Below are 22056 nucleotides of genomic sequence, written 5' to 3' on the forward strand. Positions count from 1 at the left end.
TCAGGGAAGTAGGGCGATCCAGGCCCGAATAATATTTAAGCTTTTGTAATGTTTGAGGAACGGAAAGCCCCGCCCCTCAAACCGGATCGGCGCCTTAGTCGGTAAAGATGAGGACGGGCGTTTCGATGAGTTTTTTCAGCGCTTGAACATAGCTTGCCGCATCATAGCCATCGACCACGCGGTGATCGCAGGAGATGGAAATGTTCATCTGCTTGCGCGCTTCCAGCTCGCCATCGATGATGGCCGGTCGCTCGACAATCTTGTTCGGCCCGATGATCGCGACCTGGGGCCGGTTGATTACCGGTGTGGTCGCGATGCCGCCCAAGGGGCCCAGTGAAGTGAGGGTCAGCGTGCCGCCGCTAAGCTCCTCGCTCTTGATCTTGCCGGTCCGGGCCGCTTCGGAAAGCCGCGCGATTTCGAGCGACAGCTGCCAGACGTTCATATCCTGCGCATTGCGGATCACGGGAACGGTCAGACCGGCATCGGTCTGCGTGGCCATGCCGAGATGTACTGCACCATGCCGCGTGACCGTGCCGCCCTCATCGTCATAGGTGGCGTTGAGCATCGGGAAATCGGGCAGCGTCTTGCAGATCGCCGCGATGATGAAGGGCAGGACGGTAAGCTTGGGACGATCGCCGCGAGACCCGTTCAGGTCATTCCGCATATCCTCAAGCTCGGTAACATCCATTTCCTCGACATAGGTGAAATGCGGGATGTTGCGTTTGGAGGCTGCCATATTTTCAGCGATCCGCCGGCGCATGCCGATAACCTTGATTTCTTCGTCTTCACGCTTCCTCGAGCGGCCGGGAGCCCGATAGCCCTGTCCGCTGCCATAGCTCAGATAGGCGTCGAGATCGGAATGCCGGATCCGGTCGCCATGCGGCTGAACCTGGGCGAGGTCGACACCAAGGTCGCGGGCACGCTCGCGCACGGCGGGCGATGCGAGAATGGGCGCGCTGGGCGACGGCGCGGGTGCTGCCTCAGCCACTGGTTGAGGCGCAGGAGTTGACGCAGGCGCGACAGTTTCCGGTTCGCTCGCTGCTTCAGTCGGTTCTTCCTTCGCGGGCTCCGGTGCAGCCTTTTGAACGACCGGCGCAACATCGTCTTCGTCGGGAATGTCATCGGTCTCGATCACGGCAAGAACGGAACCGATGGCCAGCATCTCGCCCGCTTCGCCGTTCAGTTCCACGACCTTGCCGGTAACCGGCGATTCCATCTCGACGGTCGCCTTGTCGGTCATCACATCGGCAATGCCCTGATCCTCTTCGACCTCGTCGCCGACCTGCACATGCCAGGCCACTATCTCTGCCTCGGCTATGCCCTCCCCAATATCCGGAAGCTTGAATTTATACGTTGCCACTAACGTCCTCCATCACGCGTTCAATTGCGAGGCGCAGCCGCACCGGCCCCGGGAAATACGCCCATTCCAGGCTGTGCGGATAGGGCGTGTCATAGCCCGTCACCCGCTCGATGGGCGCTTCGAGATGATAGAAGCAGCGCTCCTGGACGAGCGCGGAAAGCTCGGCGCCGAAGCCGGATGTCCGGGTTGCTTCATGGACGATAACACACCGCCCGGTCTTCTTCACGGATGCCTCTATGGTTTCCATATCGAGCGGCAGCAGCGTACGCAGATCGATCACTTCGGCGTCGATCCCCAGCTCCTCAACGGCCGCAGCGGTCACATGCACCATGGTGCCATAGCATAGCATCGTGACCGCGCTGCCTTCACGCAGGACATTGGCCTTGCCGAGCGGGATTGCATAATGGCCATCCGGCACTTCGCTCGCCGGATGCTTGGACCAGGGCAGGACCGGCGTATCATAATGACCGTCAAACGGGCCGTTATAGATGCGCTTGGGCTCGAAAAAGACGACCGGGTCCGGGTCTTCGATCGCAGCGATCAGGAGGCCCTTGGCGTCATAAGGCGTCGACGGGATCACCGTTTTCACGCCGCAGACATGGGTAAAGATGCTTTCAGGCGACTGGCTGTGGGTTTGGCCGCCAAAAATACCGCCGCCAAAGGGCGTGCGGATCGTTAGCGGTGATGTGAATTCCCCGGCCGACCGGTAGCGCAGCCGCGCAGCCTCAGAAACCAGCTGGTCGAGACCGGGATAGATATAGTCGGCAAACTGGATTTCCGCGACCGGACGCATCCCGTATGCTGCCATGCCGACCGCCACGCCGATAATCCCGCATTCGTTAATCGGCGTATCGAAGCTGCGCGTCTTGCCGTATTTTTCCTGCAAGCCCGCCGTCGCGCGGAATACGCCGCCATAATAGCCAACATCCTCACCGAATACGCAGACATTATCGTCGCGCTCCATGCACACGTCCATGGCGTTGTTGATCGCCTGGATCATGTTGCGCTGTGTGGTGGCACCCTTGTTTTCCTCGCCCTTGCTCATCGCGTTTTGCATACCCCGTTTGCGGCATCATTTTCGTCGAGCATGTCCTGCATCTGCTCTTTCAGGTGCCAGGGCATCTCCTCGAAAACCTGCTCGAACATGGTTTCCAGCGGTTGGTGGAGGCCATGGCCCAATATGCCGTTCTTCTCGGCCTGTTTCTGGGCGGTCTTCACCTGGGTGGCGACCTCCTCATCCATCGCGGCGTGACGCTCTTCATCCCATTCGCCGATTGAAATAAGATGCTTTTTCAGCCGCGCGATCGGATCGCCAAGCGGCCAATCCGCCGCTTCATTGGCCGAACGATATTGTTCCGGATCGTCAGAGGTCGAATGGCCTTCCGCCCGATAGGTGAAATGCTCGATCAGGGTCGGGCCATTGTTCGTGCGCGCGCGTTCGGCAGCCCATTGGGTCGCGGCATACACGGCCAGCGCGTCATTCCCGTCGACGCGCAGGCCCGCAAGGCCATAGCCCACCGCGCGCGCAGCAAAGGTTGTTTCATCGCCGCCCGCAAACCCGCTGAACGAGCTGATCGCCCATTGGTTGTTCACGACATTCATGATTACCGGCGCCCGGTAGACAGAAGCGAATATACAGGCGGAGTGGAAATCGCCCTCCGCGCTCGAACCCTCACCGGTCCAGGTCGCCGCGATCCGCGTGTCGCCCTTCGCCGCGCTGGCCATTGCCCAACCAACGGCCTGTGGGAATTGTGTGGCGAGATTGCCCGAGATCGAGAAGAAGCCGCCCTGTTTGGTCGAATACATGATCGGCAGCTGGCGGCCCATCAGCCGGTCTTTTTTGTTGGAATAGACCTGATTCATCATATCGACGAGAGACCAGTCCCGCGCGATCAATATGCCCTGCTGGCGGTAGGACGGGAAAGTCATGTCATCCCGGTCCAGCGCGAAGGTCGCGGCAACAGCCACTGCCTCCTCGCCCGTGCATTTCATGTAGAAGCTTGTCTTGCCCTGGCGCTGGGCGCGAAACATGCGTCCGTCATAGGCGCGCGTCAGCGCCATGGCGCGCAACATCTTGCGCAGTGTTTCAGGATCGAGCTTCGGATCCCAGGGGCCAGCCGCTTTCCCGTCATCATCAAGCACACGGACCAGTCCGTACGAAAGGTCCGGCATATCGCGATGATCGTCGGCAATATCGGGCCGCCGTGTTTCACCGACAGTCGGTATCGCGATGTCCGAAAAATCGGCATCGTCGCCCGGCCGAAATTTCGGCTCGGGCACATGAAGTTCAAGAGGCGGCAGATTGCGCCGCTCGGTATCGCTAGCCATCAGATATCCAGTCCAGCCGATTCGTTTATGTCACCCCTTATAATATAATTACACGGCCTTCGGATAGCTCCCTTGAATTTGGCCCATATCTGCGATTGATCGCGGGTCCGGATTTTGCGAGAACAAGCACTATGAAACAGCTTTCTGCCGCCCTCGCCCTTCTCGCCATTGCCTGTGCCACTCCGGCAAAAGCCGATCACCACGGCGCGGAGACGGAAACGGAAACGGCAGCAGATCCCTGGACCGGGTTTCGCGGACTCGGAACGGAACCCTTCTGGACGTTGAGGATCACCGATGAGAGATTGTCATTTGAGCATTTCGACGTGCTTACCGCCCAGGCGGCTCGGCCCGAGTCCCAATATTCAGGCGGCGCCACGGTGTTCAGCAGCCGATCCGAAAATGAGGGGCAGCGCGACTTCATCGTGCTGATTGAAGATCGCCTGTGCGGCGACGGCATGTCGGATACGCCCTACCCCAAATCGGTTCGCGTCTTCGTCGATGGCTATGCTTTCGCGGGATGTGGCGGCGACCCGCAGGACGTGTTGCGGGGCGAAGACTGGATCGTGACCGAACTGATGGGCCAAACCGTATCCGAAAGCGCAGGGCTAAGCTTCGCGTTTGACGGTTCGGGCGGTATGAGTGGCAATGGCGGCTGCAACCGGTTCACTGCGACATATACCCTGGACGAAGGACTGAGCATCGGACCGGTCGCATCAACACGGCGCGCTTGTACCAATCCCGAAGCGAGCCGCCTGGAACGCCAGCTGTTCGCAGCGCTTGGCACCGTCATCAGCCTCCAGGTCGATGACGATGGAAGCTTGACCCTATATTCCGAAACTGACCCGGTACTTACCGCAAGGCGTTAGCCATCAGCACGAACACCGTCTGATTTCCCCGCGACAATCCACCGGAATTGCCGCCACACCGGGCCGTTGAACTAATCTGACAGGCAAAAAGGGAGGACAGGTCGTCCTCCCTCCTTTTACTGATCAGATCATTCCCGATCAGTCGTCGGTATCGGCATCGGCCTCCGGCACCGGAAATCCGCGCTTCCTGAGTAGCGCATTCACGTCCGGATCGCGGCCGCGGAACTGGCGATAGGCTTCCGCCCGGTCGGTTTCGTTACCGGTCGAGAGCAATGTCGCGCGGAAGCGGTCTGCGATCTCGCGATTCCAGACATCGCCGCTCTCGACAAAGGCCTCCCAGGTGTCGGCATCCATCGTTTCGGACCAGAGATAGCTGTAATAGCCGGCCGAATAGGAGTCGGACGAGAAGAGGTGGTTGAACTGCGGCAAACGGTGACGCATCACAATCTCGTCCGGCATGTTGATCGCCTCCAGCGTCTCGCGCTCGAACGCGTCAACATCGGTAACCGGCTCGGTGCGGTTATGCAGCATCATATCGACAAGGGCCGACGACAGATATTCGACTGTCGAGAAGCCCTGGTTGAATGTCTCACTCGCCGCAATCCGGTCCAGAAGCGTCTGCGGCATCGGTTCGTCCGTCTCAACGTGGCGCGCGAAGCGGTTGAGGACATCGGGCGTAAGCACCCAATTTTCGTTCACCTGGCTTGGATATTCGACAAAGTCGCGCGGCGTTCCCGCGAGCCCCGGATAATATACATCCTGCAACAGATAATGGATGCCATGGCCGAATTCGTGGAACAGTGTGCGCGCATCGTCGAGGCTGATCAATGCCGGCTCGCCTTCGGGCGGTTCGGTGAAATTGTTGTTGTTCGAAGCCAGAACATTGCGCTCACCGCCCAGCGTCTGCTGGCTGCGATAGGTCGTCATCCAGGCGCCGGAGCGTTTGCCTGTCCGCGCATAGGTGTCGAGATAGAAAAGCCCGACGTTCGAACCGTCCCGACCGTCCGTCACAACAAAGGTGCGGACATCTTCCTGGAAAACCGGCACATCGCCCGTATTTTCGGTGAATTCGAGATCGTAGAGACGGCCCGCAGCGTAGAACATCGCCTGGACCATATTTTCGAGCTGAAAATAGGGCCGGATCTCGGCTTCATCGATGCTGTAGCGCGCCTGCCGGACTTTTTCGGCGTAATAGCGATAGTCCCAGGGCGCGATCGTGATGCCCGCGCCCTCTTCATCGGCAATTGCCTGCATATCGGCAACTTCCTGGTGAACGCGCGCGACCGCAGCCGGCCAGACACGCATCATCAGGTCGGTGGCATTTTCCGGCGTGCCGGCCATCGTATCGGCCATCCGCCAATGGGCATGGGTTTCAAAGCCGAGCAGCGCCGCACGTTCAGCACGCAGGGCAAGAATTTGGGCGATGATATCGTTCGTATCATTGGCATCGCCATTGTCACCGCGATTCACATAGGCCGTCCAGACCTGCTCGCGCAGATCGCGCCGCGTCGAATTTTGCAGGAAAGGCTGCATGACCGAGCGGGTGTTGACGAGCGCCCAGCCTTCTTCGCCGCGCTCCTCAGCGGCAGAACGGATCGAGCTGATGAAGCTGTCCGACAGCCCCCCCAGATCGTCTTCGCTGTCGAGCAGGATATAGGTTTCCTCGTCGGCCAGCACCTTGTTGCTGAATTCGCTGTAGAGCCCGGCAAGTTCCGTCGTGATAGCCGCAAGGCGTTCGCGATCTTCGCCCTCAAGCAATGCGCCCTGACGCAGCAACTGCTCATAATCCCGTTCGACAAGACGCAACTGTTCAGGTGTCAGGTCCGCATCTTCACGGCCTTCATAAACCGCCCGGTACCGTGCGATCAGCTCGGGCTGAAGGTAAAGTTCCTGATAAAAGGAGGCGATACGCGGCGACCATTCGCCCTGAACGGCGCGGTATTCGTCGTTGCTGACATTGCTTACCGCGACGCCAAACATCGACAATATATTACTCATGCGATCGCCCATCAGTTCCATCGCCTGATTGGTATTCTCGAAATTGGGCGCCTCGGGATTGTCGATGATCGACTGCACCTCGGCGCGGGCTTCCGCCATCGCAGCTTCAAAAGCGCCCGCGAAATGTTCGGGCTGCATCTCATCCCAGGGTGGCACGCCTTCAAACGGGCCTGTCCAGTCGGCAAGAAGCGGATTTTCGGTAGCCGGCGCTTCCGTGGTTTCGGAGTGATGATTAGCCATGGCGGCATCCTGTCCAAAAGGCGTGATAGACGCTGTCAGGGCTAGTCCGCTGACCGCAAGATAAAGGGCTTGACGCATTGATGCTCTCCTAAAGATGCAAGGGTCCAGCCGAACGGCGACCCTGCAATATCGATTGACCGTCATCTATGCGAAAAAGGTGGGATTCGCAAAATATATAACGCATTTCCGCTCGCTGCGGCGCAGGCGACGGGCGGGCCCCAGCCGATCCAGTATATTTATTCCCAACGCCGTCTTAACCAAGCATCAAAGTCTTCATGCCTAAAAGGAGGCTGCATTAATTCGAGCCGGAGCCGATGGCAGCACAAGACTCCCTGCGAGTGCGCGAAGCACAATCGCCCATGCGGCGCAAAAATGACTCCCGCAATCCTGCACACAGGATTGAAGAACGCCACGCGCCTGCCGGCGAAGTGCGCAACGCGCAGCTCACGATCCTTTCCCGCTTCACGCTCTATTCCGGGGCAACCCAGACCATTTGCGCGGTCGTATTCGCCCTTCTGGAATACCGGCACCTTCCCATGCTGGTGTTGCTCGGCTGGCTCGGCCTGATCATCGCCGCGACCTATATTTCCGCGCGTTGGCTGAACCGCACAACCATGGTCCGGCGGAGCGATCAGCAACCTGTCATGAAAATCAGGATCGCCGCGCTCGACGGTGCAATTCGAGCGGCGCTCTGGATCGCGATGCCGGTATATGCCGCTCTTTCCGGCGCCCCGATCAACTATGCTTTTACCGGCGGGCTTGTCGCAATGATGATGGTGAGCGGTATTTCGGTCGCCGTTATACCCGCCGCGATCACCCTCTGGATTTCCCTGCTCGGTGCCGGCCTCGCCTTTGCGGCCTATTATGGCGGCGGCGCGATGGCATTCCCCGGCATCGCCATCCTGATCGCCTATTCCGGTGCTGCGCTTGTCGGCTTTCTCCTGCTCGCTCGTTCCTGGCAGGGCCAGATTGACCGTGCAGGTGTGCTCGCGGCCAAGCGTTCCGATATCCGGTACCTGCTTCAGGAATATGAAGACCGCGGCGCCGGCTGGCTGTGGCAGGTCGATAGCCAGTTCCAACTGACATATGTATCGCCGAGAATGGGCGAGTTGGTCGGCGCAGCCACTTATCAGCTGCTCGGCAAGCCTCTCGCAACAGTGCTGGGCAACAAGCAAAGCCTGTCGCAAATTCTGGCAAACAGGGAACGGTTCGACAAGATTGAGCTTGAGGTCGGTGCTGAAAACAAATGCCGGTGGGTGACCCTGTCCGGCAGCCCAATCATCGATGAAGATGGCCAGTTTCAGGGATATCGGGGCGTCGGGCTGGACATTACCGACACCAAAAGCTCCCATGCCAAGCTGCAACATCTCGCCAATCTTGACGTCCTGACGGGCCTACCGAACCGGTCTCGCGTCAGAACCCTGCTGGATACCGCTTTGAGCGAAGCCAAGCAGAAGAACATTCCCTGCGCGATCATGTTCCTCGATCTGGACGGGTTCAAACCGGTCAACGACACCTTCGGCCATCCGAAGGGCGATGCCGTTCTGAAAACCGTTGGACGGCGGCTGAGAGACCTTGTGGGCCCACGCGGCACGGTCGGCAGGATCGGCGGCGATGAATTCGCCATCGTTCTCGACGATGCCCAAAGCCGGGTCGGCGTGGAAGCGCTGGCCGAAAAGCTGATCGCCGCGGTGAGCGAACCTTATATGATCGACAACGTCCAGATCAGGATCGGGTTGAGCATCGGCTGCTCCTATGGCCCGATCGACGGGGATACAGTTGACGATCTGGTGCGCAAGGCGGACCTCGCCCTCTATCAGGCGAAATCGCTGGGACGCGCCACTTTCTGCAATTTCGATCCGCAAATGCAGGTCGACGCTGAAGAGCGTGTCCGGCTGGAACATGATATGCGCCAGGCAATCGGCACCGACCAATTCCATCTTCTCTACCAGCCTCTGGTATCTTCATCCACGCAACGGGTTACGGGTTTTGAGGCCCTGCTGCGCTGGAACCACCCATCGCGCGGTCCTATCTCTCCGGCCGTTTTCATTCCGATTGCCGAAGAAAGCGGTCTCATCGAAGAATTGGGGGCGTGGGTGCTGCGCAAGGCCTGCATAGATGCGACGACCTGGCCCGACGAAATCACCGTCGCAGTCAACGTATCGCCGGTCCAGCTTGTCGTTCCGGCGCTGCCGAACACGGTATCGGGTGCGCTTCAAAAGGCGCGCATGCCTGCCAACCGGCTTGAACTCGAAGTAACGGAATCGGTATTTATGAGCGGCGCCGGGAATGCCGTCGACGTTTTGAAACGTCTGCGCGGGCTAGGCGTCGGTATCGCTCTCGACGATTTCGGTACCGGCTATTCGTCGCTCGGCTATCTGAACAAGGCCGTTTTTCACAAGCTGAAAATCGATGGCAGCTTCGTTCGTAATGCAGCAACCCAGGAAGAAACGATTTCAATCATCAAGGCGATTGTAATGCTGGCGAATAGTTTTCGTCTCACGATCACTGCCGAAGGGGTTGAAACAGCAGAGGATTTCAACCGAATGCGCGACCTCGGATGCGATCAGATACAGGGCTATCTGTTCGGAAGGCCGATGCCGATCGAACGGACAAGAGAAATTGTCGGCAGCAAATGGGAACACCGGCTTGTCGGCTAGCCTCGAGCGGGCGATATTCCGCCCCTGCCGCGCCGGAAAATATCTGATCGCGGGTACAAACACCCATATATCCTTAACCATATGCCATTATCACTATTGGGCATGGGAGATTTAGATGCCGACTGTCGGCAGTAAATTACGGCATTTAGCGGCTTCGGAAAGCTCGCTGGCGCGACAGGTTCGCGGAGCCCTTGTTGGCACTCTCTATACATCGCCCGCCTCCCTTGCCATCGGCGCTATCGCCGGCAGCGTGACGGCCGGTTGTATCGCTTATGCATCCGGCAGCCTTTCCCTGCTGATCTGCTCCATCGCTATACATCTTGTGGGCATTCTGCGCATCTTCAGTGCGGTTATCTATATTCGCAGAAAGACTGTGGGTTCGCCCGACGAACAATTGCATTGGGAGCGCATCTACGAGATCGGCGCATGGCTCTATGCATCGCTTTTGGGTGCCCAGGCATTCCTAACCCTCACCCAAAGCAGCGAGACGATGCTCCTGCTGATGGCGACAATCATGGCAACCGGCTATTCCGCCGGCGTTGCCGCGCGCAACGCAGGCCGCCCGATTATCGCTATCGGCCAGCTCTGCCTGGGTACACTTCCCATGGCTATCGGTCTTTTTGTCACAGGAACGCCGCTAAGCATAACTCTCGGCCTGTGCACTATCATCTTCATGATGGGCATGGTCGATATCAGCCTGCAGACCTATGAGGTCGTCTACACGGCTCTTTCCGGCAAGCAGGAAAAGAGCGAAGTCGCAGCACGGTTTGAAAAAATGGCGCGTAGCGACATGCTGACAGGCCTGGACAACCGTCTCGCGATGCAGATGCGTCTGGGCGAGCTGCTCGATGCAGTCGACCCGGATGAATCAGAAAAACTCGCTGTGATCTGGATGGATCTCGATCATTTCAAGACAATCAACGATACGCTCGGCCATCTCGCGGGCGACAAAGTGCTGATCGTCACCGCCCAGCGCGTAAAAGCCGTACTCGGCGATCGCGGGTGGCTTGCCCGGTTCGGCGGCGACGAATTCGTGATCATGGCGCTTGTGTCCAGTTCCGAAGAGGCAGGCACGCTCGGCGCCGAGATTCTCGAATCGGTATCTCAGCCCGTCAGCATCAACGAAAACATCGTAGAGGTTGCGGCATCTCTCGGCGTCGCCGTTGCTCCCGATCATGGGCGTCAAAGCGAAATCATGCTCAAAAACGCCGATATCGCGCTCTACCACGCGAAAAATGAGGGCGGAAAGCGTGTCCAGATATTCGAACCGTTCATGCATGAAGATTTCCTCATGCTGCGCCAGATCGAATCCGGTTTGACCGACGCCTTGGAAAATGACGAATTCACGGTACTTTTCCAGCCGATCATCGACCTTGCGACGGGCCGAACCAAAAGCTGCGAGGCGCTTTTGCGGTGGAAGCACCCCGAACTGGGTGATGTCAGCCCTGCGATGTTCATTCCCGTCGCCGAAAGCGCAGGCCTGATCGGCGACATCACCGAATGGGTACTGCGCAAAGCCTGCGAGGCGGCTGCCGAATGGCCGGAGGATGTGCACATATCGGTCAACATCTCGCCGGCCCTGCTCAAGCAGAACAATCTTCCGGTTACGATCATCGAAACCTTGGTTAATACCGGCATGGTTGCCCGCCGGCTCGAGCTCGAAATCACGGAATCGGTGCTACTCGACAAGAATCCGCACACCAACTCCCTGCTCCGTCAGCTGCAAAAGATGGGCCTGCGCCTCTGCCTTGATGATTTTGGCACGGGCTTTTCCTCGCTCACCTATCTGCGCAGCTGGGAATTCGACACGATCAAGATCGACAAGTCCTTTATCCGCAACATCGGCAACAGCCCCACGGACCAGAAGATTATCGGCGCGGTCGTACAGCTGGCCAAATCACTCGATGTGGCGACAGTGGCCGAAGGCGTGGAAACAGAAGAACAGCTGTCGCGCGTACGCGAGGCGGGCTGCAGCCGTGTCCAGGGCTACTATTATGCAAGACCAATGACCGCAGCCCAGGCGACCGAGCGCCTCGTACAGGAAGAATTGCCCGACGACGGCCCGTTGAAAATCGTCAACCAGCGCTGAGTTTTGCAGACAATTTTGTCTGCGCACGTACCAGTCTTTCCATCAGCCGCAAATCGCTCTCTTTCAGCTTGAGCGCTGTATCCGCCCAGATATCGACAATGGCGTTCAGTTCTTTGAGCGAAACCGGCCAGACTTCACGGCTGGCCTTATACACAGCGCGGTTGCCGGCATGCCGCCTGCTGTTGTGGCTGATATAGTCGATAACCGCCTGCTCGCCTTCGCCATCTTCGACGAGATAATGGACAAGGCCCAGTTTCTGCATCTCCGCGGCAGTATAGGTCTTGCCGCTGAGGATCATCGTTTCGGCCTTTGCAAACCCCAGTCGCCGCGCCAGCAGAGCATGAGCGCCCATGCCCGGAAACAAGCCGAATGCCATCTCGGGCAAACCGAATTTCGCGCTCCGCTCCGCAATGATGACGTTGAAGGACATCAGCGCCTCGAAACCACCGCCGAGCGCCTGCCCCTGAACCAGTCCTATGGTTACAATCGGCAAATCCAGGCTTTTCATGTTCCGGAAGAGAATATTGTTACAGGCCCGGCCATAATCGACGAGAGCCTGGCGGTCCCGGCTGCGAATATAGTTCGAGAAAAGCCCCAGATCCCCGCCAAAGTTCCAAACGCCGGGAAAGCGCGATCCTAGTATGAGATAGCGCAATTCTTCGCCGCCATCACCGTACAGCCGCGTAATCTCATTCTGCCAGACATCGAAATCGCCGAGCATCGGCAGGTTGAAACTCGGCCGCCCGGTCGGCGTCATATAGGTCCACAGGGCCTTGCGTTCGGCATCCCAGCTTACATCGAGTTGACCGAGATCGAAAAGTGGCGACGGTTCCTGGTCCGTCAGTTGCCGAAGTTCGGCTTCCTCGAGCAACGCATCCGCCACCTCTTCAGAGAGCGTGTGACTGTCCGTCGATCCGATCCTGCTCTGGTCCACTAAACAATCTCCGAACAAGGTATATGGAATCTAAACATATTTGGTTTCACCGAGCAAATTATATTCGGGTTTTTTTCCAACGGTCTCGTTGCAAGACAGAGTTACGTCGACCGATCGAAGATGGTTAACGAACCGCGTCCGCAAGGGGTCCGTCCATAATTTCTTAAGTTCTGGCGTTCATGTCATGACGATGGACCGAAACCGCACACCTGGCGCGCACAAGCCTTATGTTCAGCTCCGTGAAGCGAAGTTTCATCTCGATGACGGAACGATAATCACATTTCGCCTGAGCGCCGGCTGCGAGCAATTTGTCGGGCGTTTCACACGGCTTCCCGAAATCCGGCACACAGATCATATCATCCGCTTTCAAGATCTGGCCTTCGCCCGGCGTCAGGAATGATCAGACCGCGCGACTGAAGCGCTGCTCCTCAGCAATACGATGGAGATCGAAGAGACTGGCGATGGCCCGGCTATAAGGTCTGCCATCCTCGGTAATGGCAATATTATCCGCATTCTGCTCCAGCAGGCCCAGCTGGCAAAACTTGCCTAGCCGGATGTGAGTGTCGGGAGAGATATCCAGCACGCCGATATTTGCCGTGCCCGCGCATAAGAGATCTTCAATCACCGCCCCGTGCTTTCGATCGATCGCTCCGCGCAGAATGCCGCGTTCCGTCGCCAGTCTGTTCGCACCCGCCAGTTCTCGATACCGCCCGCTATTCTTCTGATTTTGCACCAGACGATCCGGAAAACTGCTGATGGAACTGGCGCCAAGACCGATAAGGGTTTCGCTCTTATCATCGGTGAATCCCTGGAAGTTCCGGCGCATACCGCCGGTTTCGCAGGCCAGCGTCAACGGATCGTCCGGGAGCGCGAAATGATCGAAGCCGATAGGCCTATAGCCTGCAGCCGTCAGCATGGAGAAACCAAGATCGGCCATCTCGAACCGCGCCCGCCCATCGGGCATGTCGCTCGCATCAATCTGGCGCTGGCGCGGGATGGCGGCTGGCAGATGCGCATAGCCGAACAGGGCTATCCTCTCCGGTTTCAGCGCCACGGCCTGTTCGAGCGTTGCCGTGAGGTCGGCAATGGTCTGGCCGGGCAACCCGTACATCAGATCGAAATTGAGCGAGGCAATGCCATTGTCGCGCATCCCTGCAACCGCTCGCTTTATGCTCTCTACCGGCTGTATTCGCCCGATCCGCGCCTGCAAACCGGCATCGAATGTCTGTACGCCGAGGCTTGCATGACTGACCCCCGCCCGGCCTAGCAATGCCATCCATTCGGTTGTCAGGCTGCGCGGATCAAGTTCGATTGATATGCGCGCATCCAACGCGTCGAAAGCGATCAGGATATGATCCAGCAACCTGACGAAATCGACCGGCTCAATCGCATTCGGGCTGCCGCCGCCAAAGGCCAGCTGGGTCACCGGCCTCTGGTTCCCCAAGCGCTCGGCAACCGTTTCGACTTCCATATGCAGCGCATCGAGATAGGCTGTTAGCCTGTCCGCGCGATTGGCGGCACCTGTATTGCATCCACAGTACCAGCAGATTTTGTCGCAAAACGGGATATGGGCATAAAGCGAAACGGCGGTGCCCGGAGCCAGTTCATCAAATCCGGCCTCGTGAAAGCCGGCATCTACCGGCTCAAACTCTGCTGCAGTGGGATAGCTCGTATATCGCGGAACGGGTTGCTCGAGCAATTCTGGGATATAAGGCCACATGCCTCGCCAGAGACCAGATGATAGCGTGCGACTCCTTGACCATAATCAAAGAAGCGGTTGACTGATATCAAAGAGCCGGTGCCGCCTTTTCCCCAGACCATGGCCATACAAACCGAACTGAAAGGTATGATCATGCGTGCGCTTCCCCTCCTGCCCCTGCTCGCCATTGCAGCTGTTCCGGCCCCGGCCTTCGCCGAAGCTGGCGATGTGCTGTTGCGGGTCCGGGCGGTCGTGGTTTCCCCCAACGAGGATTCCGGATCGATCCTCCCTGCCTTTCCCGGCGAAGAAGTAGACGTCACCGACAGTTTCGCACCGGAAGTCGACATCACTTATATGGCGACCAACAATATCGGCTTTGAGCTGATCGCCGCGACGACCCAGCATGATTTCGGCGGAACATCGGGCGTGACCGGTGGGATTGGCCAACTCGGATCGACTTGGGTTCTGCCGCCGACTCTCACCGCCCAGTATCATTTTTCGCCGGAAAGCTCGGTACGGCCCTATGTCGGAGCGGGCGTCAACTACACCGTCTTCTATTCCGAGGACGCGACCAACGGCCTTGAAAACGCCGTCGGGCCGACATCGGTGTCGCTAAGCGACAGCTGGGGCTGGGCCCTGCAGGCGGGTGTGGACGTCGATCTCAACGAGGACATCTTTCTCAATTTCGACATCAAATACATCGACATCGATACCACGGCGACGCTGCGCAACGCGACGCTCGGCACACAACAGGTCGACATCGACCTAGACCCGTTCGTTTTCGGAATTGGGATCGGGTTCCGGCTCTAACCGGTAATGCGTCCCTCTCGGGCAGGTCGCCACCCTCTGCGGCCTGCCCGTTTTTTCAGCCGCGTTCGGACTCATGTTCGAGCCCGGCCCAGTCGGTGATTTCAATCGTACGCCGGTCCGGCGTCAAAATCATACCCGCATCGCGTAACCGGCCAAGCTGACGGCTGACCGTCTCGATAGTGAGACCCAATATGTCAGCTGTCTGCTGGCGCGACAGCGGCAGTTCGAACCGGTCCGCAGGGCCCGTCGGCCCCTCGCAGGCCCGTCCGCCAAGACGCTTCGACATTTCGATGAGGAAGGACGCCACACGCTCGGCCGCACTCTTCCGGCCGAGAAGCAACATCCAGTCCCGGGCCCGATCCAGCTCGCCCAGCGTCCGTTCGAGCAATTCATGCTCAAGACCCGGATGCTGTTTGGCGAAGCCGTCGAAACTGGAGCGGGTAAACACGCAAAGCTGCGCGTCCGTCAGCGCAGTCACCGAATTGGAGCTGCTCGCGCCGAACGGCCGGCCAATAAAATCGGACGGATAGGTGATGCCGACAATCATCTCGCGCCCATCGCCGGTCGCCGTTGTCAGTTTCAGCATTCCATCGATGACGTTGGCAACGATGGGGGCATCATCGCCTTCCCAGATTACGGTCTCGCCCCGGCGCACATTTTTGCGGCGGCCGATCCGATTCAGCTCATCAAGCGCATCGGTTTCGAGCACGGAGCAGATGGCCCGATTGCGAACAAGGCAGGTATCACAGCTGGACATGCGGCCGGGTTAGCGGAAGAAAGCGGCGAGGTCAGCCGTTTTTTGTCGCTATACGGATCAGACAACGGCGCCGCGAGCGCCGCCGTTGCGCAAATCGCCGGTCGACTTGCGGCACAAAGCTGCATGACAGGCCTCGGCGCAATCGCGTTTTTCGTTAGACGGCTCGCCATTTAGCGGGATCGCGACGCGCATGCCCGGGCGCCCGCACACCTCGGCCCACAGGATATTCTCTTCGGTGGCCGGGGGAACAAGCCCGTTTGCCGAAAGGCCAAGCAATGCGCCGACCGCAAAAAGCTGCTCGATTATCTTCATTTCCCGACCGGCTCATCATCGTCATCGTCCAGAATCCGGGCCGCCGCGCCGTCCGGATCCTCGAACTGATTGTTGGACAAAGCCCAGAAAAAGGCGGCAAGACCAGCGAGACCCAGGCCGATCGCAACCGGAATGAGGATAGCCAGTCCTGTCATCGAACCCTCCGCAATCGAAGCGAATTGGCGATAACGATCAGCGACGAAAGCGACATGGCGACGGCGGCAACCAGCGGCGTTACGAAACCGCCGATCGCGAGCGGCACGGCCACCACATTGTAAATCAGCGCCAAACCGAAATTCTGTCGCACGATATCCATGGTTCGCCGCGCAGCGCGGATCGCAAAGGGGATCGGTGCGAGGCTGTCTCCGAGGAAAACCAGATCGGCCGCATTTTGCCCGACATCGCTGGCGGAACCCGGCGCGATGGAAACATGGGCGGCGGCCAGGGCCGGGCCGTCATTCAACCCGTCGCCCACCATCAAAACACGATGGCCCTGCCGGCGCAACCGCTCAAGCGCCTCGCATTTGTCGTCCGGACGGGCGTTCGACTGAGCGGTCAGATGGAGCGCGCCGGCGATCGGCTGGATTGCGCTGCTCTTGTCACCAGAGAGAATAGTGCCGGGCAAACCAAGGCCGGCGATGTCCGCGACCGCTTCTTCGGCATCGGGGCGAAGTGTATCGCGGAAACGGATAATCGCCGTACGATCATCGCCGATGGTCAATGCTACGGCAGGGGTTGATTGCGACCCCTCCGGCGCTTCAAGCGCGACCTTGGTCTTCTCGTAAATCCCGGTCACTCCGGTTCCCGGCAGTTCGGCCAGCCCGGTGATGGAAACTGCGCGAACGCCCTCGGATTCAAGACCCTCCCGAATGGCCGTGGCCAGGGGGTGTCGCGAAGCGCGGGCCAGGGCAAGCGCAATGGCTTTCTGATCATGGTTCAGCTCTTCGAGATTCTCCGCCACAAGGCGGTCGAGCGTTAGTGTCCCTGTCTTGTCGAAAACCGCGCGATCAGCTTCGGCGAGCCGTTCGATCGCCGATTCATGTTTGACAAGAATGCCCCGTTTCATCAGCGAACCCGTCGCGACGACATGCGCCACCGGCACCGCCAGGCCAAGCGCACAGGGGCAGGTGATTATCAGCACCGCAACGCCGATCAGGAGCGCCTGGTGCCAGTCCGCCCCCGCCATCATCCAGCCGACAAAGGTCAACAGAGCAAGTGAATGGACCACAGGCGCATAGAGACGGGCCCCGCGATCGGCAATCCGCACATAGCGGGACTTGCTCTGACCCGCCGTCGCCATCAGCCGCCCGATATCGGCCAGCGCCGTATCGTCGGCGGCGGCCGTCACTTTGACCGTGAGCGGTGCGGCAACATTCAGCGTACCGGCGAAAACCTGTTCCCCGGGCCCCACCGATTGCGGCGCGCTTTCGCCTGTCAGCAGCGACGCATTGATCGCGCTTTCGCCCTCGACGACAATGCCATCCCCCGCCAGGCGCTCTCCCGCCGCCAACTGCATGATCATGCCAGGTCGCAATTCCGCGGCTTTGTGCCATGCGCTGCTTCCGTCGCTGTCGATCACCAGCGCACCCGGTGCCGACTGGCGGGCCAGCGCCGCCACGCCATCGCCAACCTTGCGGCGCATCATGGCGTCGAGCGCCCTGCCGACAAGCAGGAAGAAGATCAGCATCAGCGCGCTCTCGAAATAAGCATGATCGCCGCCGACAATCGTCTCGTACAGGCTGATCGCGGCGGTAATCGTCACGCCTATAGCTATCGGCACATCCATGTTGGTCCGGCCATGGCGAAGCGCCTGCCATGCAGAACGGAAGAACGGCCGGCCGGCATAGGCAATTGCCGGCAGGGCAATCAGCGCCGAAATCCAGTGAAACAATGTGCGCGTAGCGCCATCGGCTCCAGACCAGATGCTGACGGAAAGTAGCATCACATTCATTGCGGCAAACCCGGCAACGGCCAGGCATCTGAGCAATTCACGACCCGCAGCGGCAGCCGCCTCGTCACTCCGGTCTTCGGCGATCAGGGACGGTTTGAAACCAAGGCCGCGAATGGCCTCCGCAAGATCGAGATCGGACAGTGCCTTGTCATGCGCGATCGAAACCTGCTTGCTAGTGAAATTGACGCGCGCGGCATGAACCCCGGCATGCGCCATCAGGCCATGCTCAATCTTTGAAATGCAGCCCGCACAATGAATATCCGGCACTGCAAAGCGGCTTTCCTCTGCCGAAACCGGCTTCTTGGCCTGGAGCGGTGCGTTCATCGGATATCGACCAGCACCCGTTTACGCTCGGCGCCTCTCACAATTTCAATCCGCACGAGCCAGCGACCGCTGCCAAGTGCTTCATTGCTCCGGTACATGCCATCGCCAGTCTCTGCGAAGGAGAGCAAAACCTCGTCGGCCCGGCCAACAGGATGGCTGGCAATGCCGGTTACAACCGCACCAGACAACGGCCCTTCGGGCGTATCGATCGTGACCGCCACCCGGTCCTCGCCCCGCTCGACAGTCTCGGCCCATTGCAGGTTGCCCTGCTCCCGCGCGGCTTCGAGCCAGGCGTTGAAATTCTGGCTTGCGACATAGCTGTTATCGACAACCGTGCCGCCGAAGCTGCGCGTCGCAAAGGTCGCCATCACCATATTGACTGCAACCACTACGCCGAAAAAGGCGACAAGGATGGCGGTCATGTGCCAGCCATTGAACCGCCGGGTCACTGTTCTGCTCCGGGGCGGGAAAAGCGGGCGGATTCAAAGGCTGTTTCCTCTTCCTCGCCACCGGTTGCCGTGACGATGAAGGTGAAATCTTCCCGTGCTTCCCCGTCATGTGGGGCCGCAACGAACACCCGGGTGTTGAGCAGCTGATCTGCGGGCACGGTAATGTCAAACGCGCGCAGGGCCTGATCGCGGTTGCCGGAACCGGCCCACATAACCCCGCCTTCCAGGCCTTCCAATTCAAGCGTCATCGTGCGTGGCCGGTTTTCCATATTGCGGATCTTAACGTCGAAGCTGTTACGAACCTGACCGCCAGTCAACTGGACGAAGGTCGGGTTACGCTCCTGAATAGCGTTGATCGTCAGCCGGTCACGCGTACCGACAGCAAAGAGCATGGCCAGACCGATACCTGCCCAAAGCGTGAAATAAATCAGTGTGCGCGGCCGGAATATCGTGCGCTTGAGCGAAGGCACGGAGGCCCCGCCTGCCTCAAGCTCGCTACTCTCAAGCGTTGCATAGTCGATCAATCCGCGCGGCCTGCCGATCTGACCCATGACCTTGTCGCACGCATCAATGCAAAGCGCACAGGTGATGCAGCCGATTTGCGGCCCTTCGCGGATATCGATACCGGTCGGGCAGACGGCGACACACTGGTCGCAATCGATACAGTCGCCGAAAACGCCCGGATTCTCGCGCGACCGCTTTACGCCGTGGCTCCGCGGTTCGCCGCGCCAGTCCTTATAGGTCACCGTAAGCGACTTTTCATCCATCATTGCCGTCTGGATACGCGGCCAGGGGCACATATAGATGCACACCTGTTCACGCATGAACCCGCCCAGCGTAAAGGTGGTGAATGTCAGCACGCCTATGGTCGCATAGGCCACGAACGGCGCGTCTCCCGTGAACAGGGACAGGAACAGCGTTGGAGCGTCGGCGAAGTAGAAGATCCATGCGCCGCCTGTCGCCACCGCGATCAGGAGCCATATCCCCCATTTTGTAACGCGTTTGACGACCTTTTTGGACGTCCATGGCGCTTTTTCGAGACGGATCTGCGCGTTGCGATCCCCGTCGACCCAACGCTCGACATGCTGGAAAAGGTCCGTCCACACGGTTTGCGGACAGGCATAGCCGCACCAGGCCCGGCCCACCGAAGAAGTTACGAGAAACAGGCCGATGCCGGCCATGATCAGCAGACCCGCTACATAGTAGAATTCATGAGGCCAGATCTCGATGCCGAACATATAGAAGCGCCGCCCGGCGAGGTCGACGAGCACAGCCTGATTCGGCGCGTAGGGGCCGCGATCCCAGCGGATCCAGGGCGTGATATAATAGACGCCCAGCGTCAACAGCATGATCGTCCATTTCAGGCGACGAAAATTGCCATTCACCGCCTTGGGATAGACGCCCTTGCGCTTCTCATAGAGATCGGGCTTGGGCGATCCTTCCGGCGCGGCGAGGTCAGCCAGGTTCATTGCTCTGCGCCTCGGCAACATCTTCGCCCTCGTCGTCAGGCACGGTGGGCGCAGTTTCACCGCCGCCCAGCGACCAGACATACGCCGCGAGCATCCGGATGGTTACTGGGTCGAGGCGATGGCCCCAGCGCGGCATCACACCGAACCGGCTGTTCGTCACAGTATTGGTGATCGCGGCGCGATCTCCACCGTAAAGCCAGATTGTATCGCGCAGATTGGGCGCGCCCTGGGTTTGGTCGCCACCGCCATTTTCACCATGGCAGACAGCACAATTGGCAGTGTAGAGCTCCGCACCCCGTGCCGATGCGGCACTCGCTTCTTCCGCGCCGTTAAACGTGCGAACATAGGAAACGACATCGGCAATCTGGCGGTCGTTCAATATACCGTCTGCGCCGAATGCAGGCATTTGCGAAATACGGGTTTCATCGTGATTCGGGTTCCGGATGCCATGGATCAGCGTATATTCAATCGCTGCCATATCGCCGCCCCAGAGCCAGTCATCATCATTGAGGTTGGGATAACCCGCGCTGCCCGCGGCCCCGGAGCCATGGCATTGCACGCAATGCACGATAAAGGCGGAGCGTCCGCCCTGCACCGCTGTTTGCATCAACTGCTCATCGGCAGGCAAGTCTTCGATCGAGATCTCGGCTATCGCGGCGCGCAGCGGCGCGCGCTCGGCCTCCACCGCAGCCATGTCCTCAGCCAGTTCGGCTCGGCTCGAATAACCGAGTACCCCCTGGGTTGCGCTATTGATAAGCGGCCAGGCCGGATAGGCGACGGTATATGCCGCCGCCCAGATGATGCAGGCATAGAATATGATCAGCCACCAGCGCGGCAGCGGCGTATCAAGCTCTTCGATACCGTCCCACTCATGCCCGACAAAGTCGGTGCCCGTGGGTTCGTCGACGCGTTTGTCAGCCATCGTTCTCACTCTCGTCGAAAATCATGTTTGCGGCGTCTTCATGATGCTGCTTGGCGCCCGGGCGGAATGCCCAAAGGGCAAAACCGATCCACACAAGGACCATGAATAACAGGCCCCAACTGTCGGCAAAATGGCGAAAGGCTTCGTAGCTCATCGCGCTTCCTCCTGGGCCGCCGCCGCCTCGAAATCGACAAGGGTGCCGAGCATCTGGAGATAGGCGATCAGCGCGTCCATCTCCGTCAGCATTGCCGGATTGCCATCAAAATCGCGTATCTGGACGTCGCCATAACGCTCCCGAAGGCCGCTTGCATCGCCGAAAATATCGACCTGTGCCGCGAAATCGGCTGCCGCATTTTCGATCATCGTCTCGTCATAGGGAACGCCAATTGAGCTCAGCGCGCCGAGGTCTCCGTCAATATCCTCAAAGTCGATTTCGCGGGTTGCGAGGAACGCATAGGGCGGCATGATCGATTCCGGAACCACCGAGCGCGGATCCGTCAGATGCTGGACATGCCATTCGTCCGAATAGCGGCCGCCGACGCGGGCAAGGTCCGGCCCCGTCCGTTTCGAACCCCATTGGAAGGGATGGTCGTACATACTTTCCGCCGCCAGGCTGTAATGGCCGTAACGCTCCACTTCGTCGCGGAACGGACGGACCATCTGACTGTGGCAGGTATAGCAGCCTTCGCGGATATAAACGTTCCGTCCGGCCAGTTCGAGCGGCGTATAGGGCCGCACACCCTCCACTTCCTCTACTGTCGAGTCGATGTAGAATAGCGGTGCAATCTCGACGATACCGCCGATCGCCACGGTGATGAATGCACCGATAGCAAGCAGGGTGACGTTGCGTTCGAGCTTTTTGTGATCGAAAAATCGGGATGCCATGTC

Annotated in this window: 20 protein-coding genes; 5 read left to right on the forward strand and 15 right to left on the reverse strand. The window is 59.2% G+C overall.

Translation table 11 applies throughout. The features are described from left to right. Positions 1–94: 94 nt before the first annotated feature. Genes DFR46_RS06495 through DFR46_RS06505 form a run of 3 tightly spaced genes read right to left on the reverse strand, consistent with a single transcriptional unit; the run spans position 95 to position 3688 of the window. Positions 95–1360, reverse strand: a complete 1266-nt coding sequence (locus tag DFR46_RS06495; protein WP_116235703.1) for a dihydrolipoamide acetyltransferase family protein — start codon at positions 1358–1360, stop codon at positions 95–97. After that, complete coding sequence (locus DFR46_RS06500; RefSeq protein WP_116235704.1) at positions 1347–2405, reverse strand: alpha-ketoacid dehydrogenase subunit beta; 1059 nt, start codon at positions 2403–2405, stop codon at positions 1347–1349. Before DFR46_RS06500 ends, DFR46_RS06495 begins: the two co-directional genes overlap by 14 nt. After that, positions 2402–3688 (reverse strand): 3-methyl-2-oxobutanoate dehydrogenase (2-methylpropanoyl-transferring) subunit alpha, encoded by a 1287-nt coding sequence (locus DFR46_RS06505; protein ID WP_116235705.1) that lies wholly within the window; start codon positions 3686–3688, stop codon positions 2402–2404. Before DFR46_RS06505 ends, DFR46_RS06500 begins: the two co-directional genes overlap by 4 nt. A gap of 131 nt (positions 3689–3819) precedes the next feature. On the opposite strand from DFR46_RS06505, the gene DFR46_RS06510 reads away from it, so the two are divergent. Next, the gene (locus DFR46_RS06510; protein ID WP_116235706.1) at positions 3820–4554 is read left to right on the forward strand and encodes an META domain-containing protein; all 735 of its coding nucleotides are present in this window, start codon (positions 3820–3822) and stop codon (positions 4552–4554) included. Positions 4555–4692: 138 nt separating this feature from the next. Here DFR46_RS06510 and DFR46_RS06515 read toward each other — a convergent pair whose 3' ends face one another. After that, positions 4693–6870: a M3 family metallopeptidase gene (locus tag DFR46_RS06515; protein ID WP_116235707.1), complete on the reverse strand. Its 2178-nt coding sequence runs from the start codon at positions 6868–6870 to the stop codon at positions 4693–4695. A 281-nt stretch (positions 6871–7151) separates the two neighbouring features. Between DFR46_RS06515 and DFR46_RS06520 the strand changes: the two genes are divergently transcribed. Further along, a complete protein-coding gene (locus DFR46_RS06520) occupies positions 7152–9452 on the forward strand; it encodes a putative bifunctional diguanylate cyclase/phosphodiesterase (protein ID WP_211306388.1) in 2301 nt (766 codons plus the stop codon). A gap of 115 nt (positions 9453–9567) precedes the next feature. Then, entirely contained in the window at positions 9568–11541 is a 1974-nt protein-coding gene (locus DFR46_RS06525; RefSeq protein ID WP_116235709.1) for a putative bifunctional diguanylate cyclase/phosphodiesterase, read from the forward strand. Here the strand turns inward: DFR46_RS06525 and DFR46_RS06530 are convergent. Then, complete coding sequence (locus tag DFR46_RS06530; RefSeq protein WP_245953720.1) at positions 11528–12475, reverse strand: crotonase/enoyl-CoA hydratase family protein; 948 nt, start codon at positions 12473–12475, stop codon at positions 11528–11530. The two genes, DFR46_RS06525 and DFR46_RS06530, sit on opposite strands and share 14 nt — an antisense overlap. A gap of 184 nt (positions 12476–12659) precedes the next feature. Between DFR46_RS06530 and DFR46_RS06535 the strand changes: the two genes are divergently transcribed. After that, positions 12660–12875 (forward strand): hypothetical protein, encoded by a 216-nt coding sequence (locus DFR46_RS06535; protein WP_116235711.1) that lies wholly within the window; start codon positions 12660–12662, stop codon positions 12873–12875. Here DFR46_RS06535 and hemN read toward each other — a convergent pair whose 3' ends face one another. Further along, positions 12876–14195: an oxygen-independent coproporphyrinogen III oxidase gene (hemN, locus tag DFR46_RS06540; protein WP_116235712.1), complete on the reverse strand. Its 1320-nt coding sequence runs from the start codon at positions 14193–14195 to the stop codon at positions 12876–12878. 126 nt (positions 14196–14321) lie between these two features. Here hemN and DFR46_RS06545 point away from each other — a divergent pair, with 126 nt between their 5' ends. Then, a complete protein-coding gene (locus tag DFR46_RS06545) occupies positions 14322–14984 on the forward strand; it encodes an OmpW/AlkL family protein (protein ID WP_116237196.1) in 663 nt (220 codons plus the stop codon). A gap of 55 nt (positions 14985–15039) precedes the next feature. Here DFR46_RS06545 and DFR46_RS06550 read toward each other — a convergent pair whose 3' ends face one another. From DFR46_RS06550 to ccoO, 9 genes are read right to left on the reverse strand one after another with little or no spacing between them, the layout of a single operon-like run. After that, positions 15040–15741 carry a Crp/Fnr family transcriptional regulator gene (locus DFR46_RS06550; RefSeq protein ID WP_116235713.1) on the reverse strand — a complete coding sequence of 234 codons (702 nt, stop codon included), beginning with the start codon at positions 15739–15741 and terminating at the stop codon, positions 15040–15042. A 57-nt stretch (positions 15742–15798) separates the two neighbouring features. Continuing rightward, the gene (locus tag DFR46_RS06555; RefSeq protein WP_116235714.1) at positions 15799–16053 is read right to left on the reverse strand and encodes a hypothetical protein; all 255 of its coding nucleotides are present in this window, start codon (positions 16051–16053) and stop codon (positions 15799–15801) included. Further along, the gene (ccoS, locus tag DFR46_RS06560; RefSeq protein ID WP_116235715.1) at positions 16050–16208 is read right to left on the reverse strand and encodes a cbb3-type cytochrome oxidase assembly protein CcoS; all 159 of its coding nucleotides are present in this window, start codon (positions 16206–16208) and stop codon (positions 16050–16052) included. Before ccoS ends, DFR46_RS06555 begins: the two co-directional genes overlap by 4 nt. Beyond that, the gene (locus tag DFR46_RS06565) at positions 16205–18328 is read right to left on the reverse strand and encodes a heavy metal translocating P-type ATPase (RefSeq protein ID WP_116235716.1); all 2124 of its coding nucleotides are present in this window, start codon (positions 18326–18328) and stop codon (positions 16205–16207) included. Before DFR46_RS06565 ends, ccoS begins: the two co-directional genes overlap by 4 nt. Continuing rightward, positions 18325–18777, reverse strand: a complete 453-nt coding sequence (locus DFR46_RS06570) for a FixH family protein (RefSeq protein ID WP_116235717.1) — start codon at positions 18775–18777, stop codon at positions 18325–18327. Before DFR46_RS06570 ends, DFR46_RS06565 begins: the two co-directional genes overlap by 4 nt. Next, positions 18774–20246, reverse strand: coding sequence for a cytochrome c oxidase accessory protein CcoG (gene ccoG / locus DFR46_RS06575; protein ID WP_116235718.1), 1473 nt, complete (start codon positions 20244–20246; stop codon positions 18774–18776). The genes DFR46_RS06570 and ccoG overlap by 4 nt, the downstream gene beginning before the upstream one ends. Continuing rightward, positions 20233–21168, reverse strand: a complete 936-nt coding sequence (gene ccoP / locus DFR46_RS06580; RefSeq protein WP_116235719.1) for a cytochrome-c oxidase, cbb3-type subunit III — start codon at positions 21166–21168, stop codon at positions 20233–20235. The genes ccoG and ccoP overlap by 14 nt, the downstream gene beginning before the upstream one ends. Further along, the gene (locus DFR46_RS06585; RefSeq protein WP_116235720.1) at positions 21161–21322 is read right to left on the reverse strand and encodes a cbb3-type cytochrome c oxidase subunit 3; all 162 of its coding nucleotides are present in this window, start codon (positions 21320–21322) and stop codon (positions 21161–21163) included. Before DFR46_RS06585 ends, ccoP begins: the two co-directional genes overlap by 8 nt. Then, positions 21319–22053, reverse strand: coding sequence for a cytochrome-c oxidase, cbb3-type subunit II (gene ccoO / locus DFR46_RS06590; RefSeq protein WP_116235721.1), 735 nt, complete (start codon positions 22051–22053; stop codon positions 21319–21321). The genes DFR46_RS06585 and ccoO overlap by 4 nt, the downstream gene beginning before the upstream one ends. Positions 22054–22056 lie beyond the last annotated feature (3 nt).

The sequence above is a fragment of the Parasphingopyxis lamellibrachiae genome (genome assembly GCF_003385775.1).
In the GTDB taxonomy this organism is placed as follows: Bacteria; Pseudomonadota; Alphaproteobacteria; order Sphingomonadales; family Sphingomonadaceae; genus Parasphingopyxis; species Parasphingopyxis lamellibrachiae.

Excerpts from the sequence above, each read along its gene's own strand:
- ccoS (WP_116235715.1), bottom strand. The coding sequence starts at position 16,208 with ATGACAGGACTGGCTATCCTCATTCCGGTTGCGATCGGCCTGGGTCTC.
- ccoO (WP_116235721.1), bottom strand. The coding sequence starts at position 22,053 with ATGGCATCCCGATTTTTCGATCACAAAAAGCTCGAACGCAACGTCACC.
- ccoG (WP_116235718.1), bottom strand. The coding sequence starts at position 20,246 with ATGAACCTGGCTGACCTCGCCGCGCCGGAAGGATCGCCCAAGCCCGAT.
- DFR46_RS06520 (WP_211306388.1), top strand. The coding sequence starts at position 7,152 with ATGCGGCGCAAAAATGACTCCCGCAATCCTGCACACAGGATTGAAGAA.
- DFR46_RS06525 (WP_116235709.1), top strand. The coding sequence starts at position 9,568 with ATGCCGACTGTCGGCAGTAAATTACGGCATTTAGCGGCTTCGGAAAGC.
- DFR46_RS06505 (WP_116235705.1), bottom strand. The coding sequence starts at position 3,688 with ATGGCTAGCGATACCGAGCGGCGCAATCTGCCGCCTCTTGAACTTCAT.
- ccoP (WP_116235719.1), bottom strand. The coding sequence starts at position 21,168 with ATGGCTGACAAACGCGTCGACGAACCCACGGGCACCGACTTTGTCGGG.
- DFR46_RS06515 (WP_116235707.1), bottom strand. The coding sequence starts at position 6,870 with ATGCGTCAAGCCCTTTATCTTGCGGTCAGCGGACTAGCCCTGACAGCG.
- DFR46_RS06550 (WP_116235713.1), bottom strand. The coding sequence starts at position 15,741 with ATGTCCAGCTGTGATACCTGCCTTGTTCGCAATCGGGCCATCTGCTCC.
- DFR46_RS06545 (WP_116237196.1), top strand. The coding sequence starts at position 14,322 with ATGATCATGCGTGCGCTTCCCCTCCTGCCCCTGCTCGCCATTGCAGCT.
- DFR46_RS06500 (WP_116235704.1), bottom strand. The coding sequence starts at position 2,405 with ATGAGCAAGGGCGAGGAAAACAAGGGTGCCACCACACAGCGCAACATG.
- DFR46_RS06510 (WP_116235706.1), top strand. The coding sequence starts at position 3,820 with ATGAAACAGCTTTCTGCCGCCCTCGCCCTTCTCGCCATTGCCTGTGCC.
- DFR46_RS06565 (WP_116235716.1), bottom strand. The coding sequence starts at position 18,328 with ATGAACGCACCGCTCCAGGCCAAGAAGCCGGTTTCGGCAGAGGAAAGC.
- DFR46_RS06555 (WP_116235714.1), bottom strand. The coding sequence starts at position 16,053 with ATGAAGATAATCGAGCAGCTTTTTGCGGTCGGCGCATTGCTTGGCCTT.
- DFR46_RS06535 (WP_116235711.1), top strand. The coding sequence starts at position 12,660 with ATGACGATGGACCGAAACCGCACACCTGGCGCGCACAAGCCTTATGTT.
- DFR46_RS06585 (WP_116235720.1), bottom strand. The coding sequence starts at position 21,322 with ATGAGCTACGAAGCCTTTCGCCATTTTGCCGACAGTTGGGGCCTGTTA.
- hemN (WP_116235712.1), bottom strand. The coding sequence starts at position 14,195 with ATGTGGCCTTATATCCCAGAATTGCTCGAGCAACCCGTTCCGCGATAT.